At 67.1% G+C, this 12,585-nt stretch carries 13 protein-coding genes; 4 read left to right on the plus strand and 9 right to left on the minus strand.

Features of this window, described 5'->3' with window-relative positions:
• The first annotated feature begins 38 nt into the window (after nt 1-38).
• Both NDI76_RS18365 and NDI76_RS18370 read left to right on the plus strand, forming a co-directional pair.
• Nucleotides 39-932: a sulfurtransferase gene (locus tag NDI76_RS18365; RefSeq protein ID WP_310925617.1), complete on the plus strand. Its 894-nt coding sequence runs from the start codon at nt 39-41 to the stop codon at nt 930-932.
• Between the two features lie 56 nt (nt 933-988).
• Entirely contained in the window at nt 989-1,267 is a 279-nt protein-coding gene (locus tag NDI76_RS18370; protein WP_310925618.1) for a DUF6684 family protein, read from the plus strand.
• Nucleotides 1,268-1,315: 48 nt separating this feature from the next.
• Here NDI76_RS18370 and NDI76_RS18375 read toward each other — a convergent pair whose 3' ends face one another.
• The 6 genes from NDI76_RS18375 to NDI76_RS18400 all read right to left on the minus strand — a co-directional run bounded on the left by NDI76_RS18375 (nt 1,316) and on the right by NDI76_RS18400 (nt 8,065).
• Nucleotides 1,316-1,684, minus strand: coding sequence for a DUF7837 family putative zinc-binding protein (locus NDI76_RS18375; protein ID WP_310925619.1), 369 nt, complete (start codon nt 1,682-1,684; stop codon nt 1,316-1,318).
• Nucleotides 1,685-1,820: 136 nt separating this feature from the next.
• Complete coding sequence (locus tag NDI76_RS18380) at nt 1,821-2,309, minus strand: hypothetical protein (RefSeq protein ID WP_310925620.1); 489 nt, start codon at nt 2,307-2,309, stop codon at nt 1,821-1,823.
• 276 nt (nt 2,310-2,585) lie between these two features.
• A complete protein-coding gene (locus NDI76_RS18385; RefSeq protein WP_310925621.1) occupies nt 2,586-3,461 on the minus strand; it encodes a helix-turn-helix domain-containing protein in 876 nt (291 codons plus the stop codon).
• Nucleotides 3,462-3,562: 101 nt separating this feature from the next.
• Complete coding sequence (locus NDI76_RS18390) at nt 3,563-4,123, minus strand: type 1 glutamine amidotransferase domain-containing protein (RefSeq protein ID WP_310925622.1); 561 nt, start codon at nt 4,121-4,123, stop codon at nt 3,563-3,565.
• Between the two features lie 108 nt (nt 4,124-4,231).
• The gene (locus NDI76_RS18395; protein ID WP_310925623.1) at nt 4,232-5,032 is read right to left on the minus strand and encodes an aldo/keto reductase; all 801 of its coding nucleotides are present in this window, start codon (nt 5,030-5,032) and stop codon (nt 4,232-4,234) included.
• A gap of 321 nt (nt 5,033-5,353) precedes the next feature.
• A complete protein-coding gene (locus tag NDI76_RS18400; RefSeq protein ID WP_310925624.1) occupies nt 5,354-8,065 on the minus strand; it encodes a glycoside hydrolase family 3 C-terminal domain-containing protein in 2,712 nt (903 codons plus the stop codon).
• A 176-nt stretch (nt 8,066-8,241) separates the two neighbouring features.
• Between NDI76_RS18400 and NDI76_RS18405 the strand changes: the two genes are divergently transcribed.
• Complete coding sequence (locus NDI76_RS18405; protein ID WP_310925625.1) at nt 8,242-9,312, plus strand: TrmB family transcriptional regulator; 1,071 nt, start codon at nt 8,242-8,244, stop codon at nt 9,310-9,312.
• A 24-nt stretch (nt 9,313-9,336) separates the two neighbouring features.
• Here NDI76_RS18405 and NDI76_RS18410 read toward each other — a convergent pair whose 3' ends face one another.
• Together NDI76_RS18410 and gfo6 are read right to left on the minus strand one after the other, a co-directional pair.
• A complete protein-coding gene (locus tag NDI76_RS18410; protein ID WP_310925626.1) occupies nt 9,337-10,353 on the minus strand; it encodes an aldo/keto reductase in 1,017 nt (338 codons plus the stop codon).
• Between the two features lie 125 nt (nt 10,354-10,478).
• Nucleotides 10,479-11,549, minus strand: coding sequence for a D-xylose 1-dehydrogenase Gfo6 (gene gfo6, locus NDI76_RS18415; RefSeq protein WP_310925627.1), 1,071 nt, complete (start codon nt 11,547-11,549; stop codon nt 10,479-10,481).
• Nucleotides 11,550-11,664: 115 nt separating this feature from the next.
• On the opposite strand from gfo6, the gene NDI76_RS18420 reads away from it, so the two are divergent.
• Nucleotides 11,665-12,138: a metal-dependent hydrolase gene (locus NDI76_RS18420; RefSeq protein ID WP_310925628.1), complete on the plus strand. Its 474-nt coding sequence runs from the start codon at nt 11,665-11,667 to the stop codon at nt 12,136-12,138.
• Between the two features lie 24 nt (nt 12,139-12,162).
• Here the strand turns inward: NDI76_RS18420 and NDI76_RS18425 are convergent, their stop codons facing one another.
• A complete protein-coding gene (locus NDI76_RS18425) occupies nt 12,163-12,531 on the minus strand; it encodes a DUF7475 family protein (protein ID WP_310925629.1) in 369 nt (122 codons plus the stop codon).
• Nucleotides 12,532-12,585: the final 54 nt, after the last annotated feature.

The following is a 12,585-nucleotide window of genomic DNA, read 5'->3' on the forward strand; positions in this document are numbered from 1 at the left end:
AATGATTGACGTGCGTGGCGGACCGACGTTGACAGCGCATGAGTTCCACCGCGCACGACAGCGACGCCATCGTCTCGCCGGAATGGGTCGAAGACCACCTCGAGGAGTTCGGGAGCGACGACCCCGACTACCGTCTCGTGGAGGCCGACATCGACTACGACGAGTCCTACGCGGAGTCGCACATCCCCAACGCCGTCGGCTTCCGCTGGGGGTCGCACCTTCAGGACTCCGTCCAGCGCGACATCCTCCACAAGGAGGAGTTCGCGGAGATAATGGGCGAGGCCGGAATTACGGAGGACTCCACCGTCGTGCTGTACGGCGACGAGTCGAACCAGTGGGCCGCCTACACCTACTGGCAGTTCAAGTACTACGGCCACGACGACGTGAAACTGCTCGACGGGGGTCGACCCTACTGGATGGAGAACGACTTCCCGACCAGCGAGGAGGAACCCGACTTCTCCGAGCGAGAGTACGACGCCAGCGGCCCGTTCGACGGCCTCCGAATCTACCGGGAAGGCGTCGACGACGCCCTCGAACTCGACGTCCCCCTCGTCGACGTGCGGAGCGGCGAGGAGTACCGCGGCGAGAAGATAGCGCCCGAGGGGAGCCCCGAGACGGCCCAGCGCGCGGGCCACATCCCCGGCGCGGAGAACATCACGTGGAGCGAGAACCTCGCTGACGACGGCCGGTTCAAAGACCCCGAGGAACTCCGCGAGATGTACGCCGAACACGGCATCGAGGGCGACAGTCAGGTCGTGACCTACTGCCGCATCGGCGAGCGCTCCTCTATCACTTGGTTCTCCCTGCACGAACTGCTGGGCTGGGAGGACGTGCGCAACTACGACGGGTCGTGGACCGAGTGGGGCAACCTCATCCGCTCGCCCATCGAAGTCGAAACCGACGACCCGGCGTCGCGCGCGAGCAAGGGATAACTCCCGAGCGCCGTTCGGGCGACAGTACTATCTACGTCGGAGCGGTTCTCTCTGACATGAGTCCGTCGCTCACGTCCATCGCCGGATTCGACTACGAGACGCTCCTCGACATCACGGTCAATCTCGTGCCGATGGGCATCCTCCTCTTCTTCGTCGGTGTGAACCTCGTGTTCAACCCGTACCCCTACGACCCGTTCGCGATGAACCTCACGCACATGCTCACGCTCATTCCGTTGGTCCTGCTCGGACTGTTGACGTTCGTCTCCGCGAGAGCCATCTCGTCCAGCGGAGACGAGTCGGGCGACGAAGTGGTGCCCGAGTCCGACAGACTGTAGCCGACGGGTCGAGCCGTCTCGTCTCTCCGCCCACCTTTTCCGCCCCGCTCACTCGCCCCTGCGTTTGAACCCGACGGTAGTCACGCCGGCGCAGCGTTCGCACCGCGCGTTCACCACGCCGTCCGGGTGTCGGTCGGTCACCACCGAGCGCTCGGGAACGACGAGCGTGACCGGGGCGCCGCACGTCGCACAGAGCGCGTACGCGGACCGCCCTCGAAAGACGCGAATGCCGTCGTCAGCAGGACCGGGGGACGCTGGCCGGACGACCGAACCACAGGAGGGGCACTCGACGAGGGTGACGCCGTCTGCGTCGGAGGCGTCCGACTCGAACGCCACGACCGCCTCCGAGGCGGACAGCGACGCTCGGCAGTTCGGACAGATGCCGTCGGACGGCGCGTCGGGTCGCACGGTCAGCACCGACCCGTCGTTCTCGGCGCGGTCGCCCGTCCGACGCGGTCCGTGGTACGACTGTTCATACTCGGTCGGTCGGGGGCGGTCCTCAAAGTCGTTCAGGCCGGATACGCAATCTCTTGAAGAGGGAGACGAGTCGAACTCAGGCGGACTCGTCGTCTCGTTCGCGCGACCCGAACCAGACGCCGACGGTGAGACCGTATATCAGATGTCCCGCGTGGAACACGGCCGACTCGTCCGTATCTAGCTCCATCGCGACGAGGTACTTCAGGACGACGTGCTCGCCGAAGAGAGAGAGCGCGACGCCGTACAGCGATCCGAGAATCAACCCGACGGTCTCGGGTTCGTCGGTCCGGACGCCGCGGCGGGTCCAACCGAATCCGAAGGCGACGCCGCCGCCGACGCCGTACGCGAGGTGGAGCAGAACGGACGAGATGGGGTAGTCCTCGGAGTCGCCGCCGAGCCATCGGCTCAGGAAGTTCGACGTCGGAGGGAGCGACCGGGCGGTCGGTTCGCGGAACGCCGTCATCACGACGGTCGCCACGAACCCCGCGACGACGCCGGTTTTCAGCGTCGACGCGCCGTCCGAGTCGCCGCCGTCGTCTCGCCGCGCCGACCGTAGAAGTGCCATGGGTACGTCGTCGGAAGTGGCCCGGTTTCGATAAGCGTGACGGCCCCTCGAAGCGTCGGGAGCAGGTTCGAGAGGCCGATTATCGACGGACACACCAGGCGTTTCTGAAGCGCCTGCCGGGGTCGGATAAACGCCTTCACATAGAAAGCAGGCCGGCTATACGCGGTCGGGGAGCGAGCCCGAACGGCTTACGACGCCCGGCGCCACTCCGGCGTCGGGACAGCGTCGGAGCCGAACGGGTCGCGCGCGGCGCCGACCGTCCGGACAGACTCGACGCTACTCACCGGTCGAGTCCTCCTCGTTCCAGAACCGTTTGTCCCGGTCGTACCGCCACCGGCCACCCTCTCTCCGGACGCCCGGAACCGACTCCAGGGCCTCGGTCAGTCGGTCGGCGTCGACGCTCGAACCGGTCTCCGACGCCGCGCGTTCGACGAGGTCGGCGGCGGTCGCGCCGGCGTCGTCCGACGCGGCTAACGCCTCGAACGCCGCCGCGAACGCCGCCGCCTCGGCGTCGTCCATCGCCTCGCGTTCGAGGGCGTGCTTCGCACTCCCGTAACGGTCGTCGGCGCCGTCGAGGACGCGGCGCCCGTCGTCACCCTCGCGGTTCGCGCCCGTCGCCTCCTCGGCGTCGTCAGACGGCGTCTCGCTCCCGTCGTATCGCCACTCGCCGCCCTCGTCCGACGGCGGGACGACGCCGGGGAGAGCGCCGAACGGGTCGCGGACGAGTTCGTCCCACCACCGCTCGCCGTCGTCGTACCCGAGGTCGGTCTCGCTGTACGCGGCGTCGATTATCTCTTCGGACGTCGCCGACCCCCAGTTACGGAGGAAGACGACCGCGCGCGCCAGGGCGTCCGCGACGCCGGGGTGGAGGTCGGCCGTCTCGATGGCGCGTTCGGCCTCCGCGGGGACATCCGGACGCGACGCCGAATCGTCCGTCTCCGTCCGGAGCAACCGGCGACCGCTCGGGGTGAGTTCGTACTCGCCGCCGTCCGCTTGGGCGACGAGTCCGCCCTCGGCGAGGCGCGAAAGACGCTCTTCGACCGCCTCGGTCGAGGCGTCCTCGCGCGCCGCCGTCTGTACGTCGCTCGCGGTCGCCGGGCCGTCGTCCCCGAGTGCCAGGAGAATCGCGAGGTCGCGAGTATCGAGGTCCATCGTCACGGGCGAACTACCGTCCGGCGGTCCCTAAACGTTCTCGCGGGAGCGGTCGGCGGGTCGAAGAAAAAGCTCGGTGCGTCCGGGGTGCGGCCGAGTCGCTACGCCGCGTCCGCGAACTCCTCGACGATGGTTTCGCAGAACGCCGAGATGTCGTCGGGCTTGCGACTCGTGACGACGCGTTGGTCGGTGACGACTTCCTCGTCGACCCACTCGCCGCCGGCGTTGCGGATGTCCGTCTGCAGGCTGGGGAAGGAGGTGAGCGTCAGACCGTCGACGACGCCCGCCTCGACAAGCGTCCACGGGCCGTGACAGATGACGCCGACCGGCTTGTCGTCCGCGACGTGTTCTTCGATGAACGTCGTCGCCTCGTCCTCCAGACGGATTCGGTCCGCGCCGACGGTGCCGCCCGGGATGACCAGCGCGTCGAAGTCGTCGGCCGAGACGTCCTCGAACGCCTCCTCGATTTCGACGGTTTGGCCCTCTTCGAGGTCGTTGTTGACCAGGTCCGCGTCGCCGGTTTCGGGTCCGACGACCGTGACGTCGGCGCCGGCGTCGGTGACGGCCTCTCTGGGCTCCGTGAACTCCACTTCCTCCGAACCCGCGGAGGCGACGAAGATAGCGACCGATACGTCCTCGAGCTGCTGACCGGAGTCGCTCATACGGATTAATTCGAGGGTCGTAGAGCTGATAAGAATTTGGGCAGAACCGTCGTACGAGGTCGAGAGCGCAGTACTGCGACGGGAAATTCGATCGGCGGCCGCGGCAGCCTACCAGGACATCCAGGAGGGGTCTTCGCACCGGTGTCGGCGGGCGATAGCGTCGATGCGCTTCTCGTCCTCGTCGTCCAGTTCGAGGGTCCGAGCGGAGAGGTTGTCCCGGAGGTGGTCGACGGAACTCGTCCGCGGAATCGGCGTCGCGCCCTTCTCCAGCACCCACGCGAGGCTCACGGCCGGCGGCGAGACGCCGTGTTTGTCGGCTATCTCGACGATGGCGTCCTCCTCGAACACCTCTCCCTGCGCCAGCGGCGAGTACGCGACGAGGTCGGTGTCGCTCCCGTAGAGGAACTCGCGCATCTCCTCTTGGGGAAGCAGCGGATGCATCTCCACCTGATTGGCCTCGATGGGGACGTCCACGAGGTCGCGCGCCAGCGACACGTCGTCGATGGTGTAGTTGCTCACGCCGAGGTTCGAGACTCGGCCCGACTCCACGAACTCTTCGAGGACGGGCAGCACCGTCTCGACGTCGTCCTGTCCCTTCGGCCAGTGGTGGTACAGCAGGTCGATGCGGTCGAGTCCGAGTCGCTCGAAGCTCTCTTCGGCCGCCGTTCGCACGTACTCCTCGGTCTTTTCCGGTTCCTCGAAGTGTGCCACCTTGGTCGCCACGAACAGGTCCTCGCGGTCGACGTCCGAGGCGGCGATGGCCTCGCCGACCGTCTCCTCGTTCTCGTAGAGGCGGGCGGTGTCGAGGTGTCGGTAACCGGCGTCGATGGCGGCCTCGATGGTGTCGGCCCCCTCGTCGCCTTTCAGGCTGTACGTCCCGAGTCCGAGTCGCGTGTCGTCGTCGAACACGCTTCCTCCTACCGGCGCGCTAGATAAAGGGGTGACGCCCGCAACGTTCAGTGGAACCGACGCGCGCCCATCATTCGGACCGTCCGCCGGGCAGTTCGACATCTCTCTTCCCTACTCTGTTTATATCAAGTGCACCTTTAGTTCTTTTTCCGAGGAATATAACGTCAAAGACTCATATTCGATACGTCGTTCCAAACGCGTCCGTGCGCCATATATCGAACGTAGAGCGTCGAACGGACTCGCGCACCGGAGCGGACGCTTCGCGCACAACCGTCGCGAAGAGGACTGGGTTAGGCGAGGGGACGTATCGCCGCTCGGTTTCTACTCCCTTTCGACGACAGATACGGACGCGCTGTGTCGGATATCTCGGGAGGAGCTACCGGCCAGTATCTCGAACTCGCCGGGGTTCACGGTCCAGTCCTCCGTCTCGGGGTCCCAGTACTCGAACGCGCCGCGTCCGAGTTCGATTTCGACTGTTCTGGACTCGCCGGCCGGAATCTCGACTTTCGCGACGCCTTTGAGCTCTTTCGGCGGGCGTTCGACCGCCGGGTCGACCTCGGAGACGTACAGTTGCACGGCCTCCCGCCCCGTCGTCTCACTCTCGTTCGTCACGTCTAGGCTGACGGTCAACCCCTCGTCGGGTGTGGTCTCGCTACGCGAGAGCGTTATCTCGCCGTAGTCGAACGCCGCGTAACTCAACCCGTGACCGAACGGGAACAGCGGTTCGATGTCCGCCTCGTCGAAGTGCCGGTAGCCGACGAACACGCCCTCGTCGTAGAAGACGTTCCCCCGCACGCCGGGATACGCGCGTCCGTCGTCGGGGAGCGTCGTCACCTCGCCGGGCAGGTAGTCGTCCATCGACTCGGCGAACGTGACCGGCGTCTTCCCGGACGGGGAGATATCGCCGAACAGTAGACTTCCGAGGGCCGCTCCGCCCTCCTGTCCGGGGAACCACACCTGCATCACGGCCGGTACGTCGTCGAGCCACGGCATCGCCACCGGCGTCTCCGTGTTCAGGAGAACGGCGGCGTTCCCGTTCGCGGCCGCGACCTGTTCGATGAGCGCGTTCTGGTTGCCCGGGAGTTCGAACTCGTGTCGGTCGTCGCCGTAGAACGTATCGGTCCGAGCGAGGACCAGCGCCACGTCCGCCTCCGCCGCCGCGGAGACCGCTTCGTCCAGCGACGACGGCGGGTTCACCTCCAACGACACGGGGACGGCGCCTGCCGCCTCGACGCTGACCGTATACGTCTCTCCCTCCTCGAACTCCAGCGTCGCTTCCTCGCCCTTGGGCCCGGCGAAGCCGCCGCCCTCGTTGTCGACGACCGTCTCGCCGTCGACGGAGAGCGTGCTCGCGCCCTGACTCGTCAGGAGGAACGCGAACGTCCCCGTCTCGGGCGCCGTGTACGTCGCGCGCCAACGGACCGAGACCGCGTCGGCGTCGGCGAACCGTTCGAGGTCCGCCTCCGTGAGGTCGACGCTCTTCTCGCGTCGGACGAGTTCGGGGGACCCCTCCCACGCCCCGTTCGCGTAGTACTCCGCGACGAAGCCGTTCCCGTTCTCCGTCCCGTTGTCGCTCTCGCTCGCGTCGCCGGATTCGGTTTCGGTTCCGATTTCGGTCTCATCGGTGCTCGCCGTTTGCACTTCTGTCTCCGTCGCTGCCACCTCCCCGCCGTCGCCGCCCGCGGGTGTGAAGTCGGTCGGTCCCGCCGGTTCGTAGCGGTCGGTGGCCACCGCGGTCACCGAGACGCCGTCGCCGCCCGCCGCCTCAATGCCGTCGGCGGGGCTAACGTACCGAATCCCCGTGACCGCGTCGCTGCCGCCCACGTCGTTCTTGAACTCGGTCGGGCTGGGTCCGACCAGCGCGACGTCCGTCACGTCCTCGTCGAGGGGGAGGAGGTCGTCCTCGTTCTTCAGGAGGACCGACCCCTCCTCGGCCATCCGTCGGGCGAGCGCGAAGTGTTCGTCCGTTCCGCGAACGGGGTCGCTACCCTTCCTGTCGCCGTCGAGAGCGCCGATTTCGTACTGCGACCGGAGGCCCCGCCGGACCTGCTCGTCCACGTTCCCGACCCAGAGATCGTCGTTCTCGACGGCCTCCGCGAGGGCCTCGCCGAAGTACTGCGCCGACGGCATCTCGATATCGAGACCGCTGACCGCGGCGTCGACGGTGCTGTGCGTGCCCCCCCAGTCGGAGACGACGAAGCCGTCGAAGCCCCACTCCTCTTTCAGCACCTCTTCGAGGAGGTAGTCGTGTTCGGAGCAGAACGTGCCGTTGATGCGGGTATACGCGGGCATCACCGCGCCGGCGCCGCCCTCGACGATGGCCTCCCGAAACGGTCGGCAGTAGATTTCGCGAAGCGGCCGCTCGTCGACGATGACGTTGTGCTCGGAGTACGAGAAGTAGTCGAGCACGTTCCCCGTGGTGCTCGCCTGGTTGTACGCGACGAAGTGTTTCAGGGTCGCGACGACGCCTTCCGACTGGACGGCAGACGCGTACTCTCTGGCCATCTCACCGGCGAGGAAGGGGTCCTCGCCGTAGGTTTCGCCGCCGCGGGCGTGGGTCGGCACCCGGAAGAGGTCGAGCGAGGGGGCGAGTAGCACCGCCACGTCCTCGGTTTTGGCCTCGCGGGCGATGGCTCGCCCCTCACGGGAAATCAGTTCCGGGTCGAACGTCGCCGCGGCGGCGACGGGGTGCGGGAAGTCCGTCGTCGGCGTACCGAGCGACGCACCCGGCGGTCCGTCGGCCATGACCATCCCCGGCACGTCGAGTCGCTCGACGCCGGTTAGATACCCCGCGACGCCCTCCGGGCCGCCGTCGGCGCCGTGCGTTCGACTCACCTTCTCTTCGAGCGTCATCTCCGCGACCAGTTCTTCGAGTTCCGCCTCGGTTTCCTCGTCCCCGGCGACCGACCCGGCGCTCCCGAGGAACGCGCCCGAGAGAGCGAGTCCGCCAGTCGCTCGGAGGAACGTCCGCCGAGACGCTCCGAGTCCGCCTCGGTCGTCCGGTTCGCCGCCGTCGTCTGGGTTGTCTGTCATCACGTCGCCCTCTCCCCATCGGCGCATAAATGTTAACAATCGTTCACAAGGTTAGTAAAAAATATTTTTCGAGCGCTCAGAATCTTTCGTCGTCACGGCGCGGTTCCCGCCGCCGGAAGCCCGACCCCGAGCGCGAGCGATAGCGTCATGGTTCGCCCGCGCCGTGCATCGAAGCGATGACACGGGACGCAGACCTCGTCGGGCGACTCCAACAGTTCGGCCTCTCGGAGACGGAGGCGAGCGTCTACCTCGCCGTCGTCCGCCGCGGCGAGGCGACCCCCAGCGTCGTCGCCTCGGATACGGGCGTGTCGGCGAGTTACGTCTACCAACTCGCGGACCGACTGGCGGACGCGGGGTTCGTGAGCGTCGACGACCACCGCTCGCCGACGCGGGTTCGAGCGCATCCGCCCGCGGAGTCGCTGCGGGACCGGCTAGAGACGATGCAGCAGACGATGTCGGAGGTAACAGAGCGGTACGAACGGCCCCCAGAGGACCACGACGCGCTCGAAATCGTCCAGTCCCGTCAGACCCTTCGGAAGCGGATTCGTGCCCACGCCGAACGCGCGGAATCGGAACTGTTCTTGGCCGTTCCGGTCGAACTCCTCTCGGACCTCGCCGGTCCGCTGTCCGATGCGGTCGAGAGGGGCGTGTTCGTGCTGCTCGCTGCGGCCGGCGACCTCGAGGCGGTCGACGAGGACGTCTCGTCGCTGGCGACGGCCGTCCGGTCGTGGGTCCGCGGCACGACGGTGTACGTCTGTGCCGATCAGACCCGCGGCGTCATCTCGCCGTCCTCGCTGCTCGGCTGGGAACACGGCGACGCCGAGGCCATCGGCTTCGTCAACCGGTCGGTCGCCGTCGCCGTCGAGGCCGCCTTCCTCGGCACGGTCTGGCCCGCGTCGGAGGAAGCGGCGCTCCGGGAGCCATCATCCCTGCCAACGACGTACCGCGGGTTCAGGCGGGCCGTCTACGACGCCACGCTCCGTCTCCGAAACGGCGACGACGTCGCCGTCGAGGCGCGAGTCAGGCCCGCCGGGGGAGGTGGCCGGGGCCGACGGTCGGTCGCGGACGTTCGCGGCCGCCTCGTCGAGACGCGGCAGAGTCTCGTCGACCCCCGAAACGTCGAGTTCGGGATGGAGAACACACTCGTCGTGGAGACTGACGACGGCCGCGTGACCGTCGGGGGGACCGGCGGCTTCTTGGAAGACTACGAAGCCGTCTCAGTGACGCTCGCTCGCGGGGAGCGCTGAAGGCGCGTCCCGGACGTCGGCCGCTTACAGGCCGGCGTACGGCCCGCCCTTCGCTTCGGTCAGCCGGTCGACCTGCTCGTCCGAGAGCGTCACCGCCGCCGCCGCGAGGTTCTCTTCGAGCTGTTCGACGGTGCGGGCGCCGACGATGGGCGCGGTGACGCCGTCACGGTGCAGCAGCCACGCGAGAGCGGTTTGTGCGGGTGTCGCTCCCACCTCGTCGGCCACGGCTTCGAGTTCGTCGTGGACCTGGAAGTTCTCCTCGGTGAGGTAGGCGTCCTCGAATCGGCTCGACTCCGCGGCGCGCGATTCGCCGGTGAGGCCGTCTTCCCGCGAGTACTTGCCGGTGAGAAAGCCCTGACCGAGCGGACTCCACGGACAGACCGCCATCCCGTACGACCGCGTCATCTCCAGGTAGTCGCCTTCGGTCTCGCGGTCGACGAGGTTGTATCGGGGTTGCGAGACGGTGAACGGCTCCCACCCGTTCTCGCGGGCGATCTCGTTGGCCTTCGCCACCTTCCAGGCGTTCGGCCGGTGCGTCGACGCGCCGAGGTAGTGGACCTTCCCGTCGTCGACGAGTCCGTTCAGCGTCTTCATCATCTCGCGCGTGGGGGTCTGGTCGTCCCAGCGGTGAATGTAGAGCACGTCGACGTACCCGGTGTCGAGGCGGTCGAGCAGCGCATCGATGCGGTGACGGAGGTTCTTGCGGTTCGTGCCGCGACTGTTCGGGTCTCCGTCCCGAATCTGCCAGTAAATCTTCGAGGCGATGGTGTACCGCTCTCGGTCGCGGTCGCCGTCGTTCAGCCACTCGCCGATCCATCGCTCGCTCGCGCCGCCGCCATACACGTCGGCGGTATCGATGTAGCGACCGCCGGCCGCCTCGTAGGCGTCTAACAGTTCGTGGGCACGCTCTTCGCCGATTTCGACGTTCCCCTGCTCGGTCTCTTTACCGAACCGCCACGTGCCGAACTGGAGTTCGCTGGTGTGGATGCCCGTCTCACCGAGTCGAACGTAGTCCAGGTCGACGTCTGTCGCGTTGCTCACACCGGTAGCAATCAACCGCGGGTCGATAAACCCGCGTGATGTCGGCCTCGGAACCGACGTCGACGGCGGGTGCCGGAAGACGGCTCACGTCGCTCGGTACCGAGGCGCCCCGCCCCCGTTCGCGCTCACCGGTCGAGTTCGACGCGTCGTTCCTGCTCGGCGGAGTCGTAGAGGGCGCGGACGACGCGCATGTCGACCATCCCGTGTTCGCCGTCGGGTTCGACGTCGAGACCGTGCTGGAGGCGGTTGGCGAAGTAGTCGAACTCCTCGCGCATCTGGTCGACCGGTTCCGGTCGGTACTCGCTCTCGATGTCCGGTCCGGACACCCTGAGCACCTTCCGAGTGTTCGGGAAGAACAGCCCCTCGATGCTCAGTTCGCCTTCGGTGCCGACGAACCGGAGGCTCGAGGTCACCGCCGCGCTGTGTGTGACCGTACACGAGGCGAGTTTGCCGTCGGGGAACTCTAACTGGAACGCCGCGTGCTCGTCAGTCCCCTCGTAGGCCGACTGTTCGGACTCCGTCCGAGCGTACACCGCCTGGGGGTCCTCCTCCAGGACGAACCGAATCGTGTTCAGCGGATAAATCCCGATATCGTTGATCGTCGTCCCGCCGGAGAGGTCGGGGTCGAACCGCCAACTCGTTTCGTCGACGGAGTCGAGAATCGTGTCCGACATGTGCCCGAGTATCGAAACGACGTCCCCGATTGCGCCGTCTCGGATCAGTTCTCGGGCGCGGCGGGCCGCCGGTTCCGTCTGGACTCGGTAGGCGACCATCAGCGGGACGTCCGCCTCCTGACAGGTATCGACGGTCGCCCGAGCGTCTTCGACGGTCGCTTCCAGCGGCTTCTCGCAGAGAACCGCTTTGTCGTGCGTCGCCGCGGCTTCGACGTTGTCGCGGTGGAGTCCGTTCGGCGTGCAGACGTACACCGCGTCGTAGGCGTCGGTCGCCGCGCCGTCGGCGTACTCCTCGTAGGTGAGCGTCTCCTCGATTCCTTCGAGGTCGGCCGCGAGGTCCGCTGCCTTTTCGGTACTGGAACTGACCAGGACCGTCATCGTGCAGTAGTCCGCGTCTTCGACGGCGGGAATCGCCTGCTCGCGCGTCCACCACCCGAGTCCGACCATGGCGAACCGAATCGGGTCGGCGTCCGTGGGCCGTTCCCAGTCGCGAGCACTGAAGCTGTCGGGATCGAATTCCATGCGCAAGCCTTCAGCGCCGTCACGGATAAACGGCAAGGCGACTCGGCTGCCGACCGCCACCGCCGGAACCTATCCGGGGGAAGACCGATGAGGGTCGACCGCCTCACTGCTCCTCGTGTACTTCGTAACGCACCTGGCCGTCGGGGCGCTCCTGGGTCGGTGGTCGCGACTGCCCGTACCCTGGGTCGTCGCGGGGACGGCGCTCCCGGACGTCGTCGACAAACCGCTGGCGATGCTCGGGGTCGTCGACCTGTACCACACCGTGGGCCACACGGCGCTGCTCGCTCCCCTGGCCGTCGTCGCCGCGCTCCTGAGTTCGGCGGGTCGAGCGCTCGCGGTCGGATGGGCGTCGCACCTGTTCCTCGACGCGTTTCACATCGTCCTCAACGGCCGGTACGGTGACGCTCTGTTCTTGGGGTGGCCGGTCGTGGTCCCCCCGGACCCGCTTGCGCTCCCGCCCGGCGCGTTCTTCTTCTACTATCTCTGGTCGCCGTCGTTCTTCCTCGAGTGTGCCTTCTGGACCGGTCTCGGCGTCGTTCTCTTACGAAACGCCCGAGCCGACCGCCCGTCCGGCGAGACGCGGGACTGACCGGGACTGGCGGAGGCGCACTCGCTAAAACTCCCGCCGGTAGAGGAGGACCAGCACCGCCACGAGACCGATCTGTACGGCTTTGTCCACGTACCCGAGCGTCGAGAAGTCGGGCGCGTTGACGACGTACCAAGCGACGACCTGTCCGAGCGTGAACGGGATACCGAGCAGGTACACCAGCCGACGCCGGAAGTTCAGGACGACGGCCGCGCACCCGGCGAGAAAGCCGACGCCGGCGAACAGGAACGACCACCCGAGCGGACTCGAGACGAACAGCACTCCCAGATAGAGGTGCAACACGCCCGAAACGGCCGCCAGAGCAATTCCGAGCAGGTGAAGCCTCGACAGCGACGCCGTTTCGACGCCCGTTCGGGATGCGGTATCGGTCGACATGTAAGTTCATTGGATACAGGTGTCTTCAATCTACGGCTCGACCGGCGACTGCCG

The sequence above is a fragment of the Halogeometricum sp. S1BR25-6 genome (assembly GCF_031624495.1).
Taxonomy (GTDB): domain Archaea; phylum Halobacteriota; class Halobacteria; order Halobacteriales; family Haloferacaceae; genus Halogeometricum; species Halogeometricum salsisoli.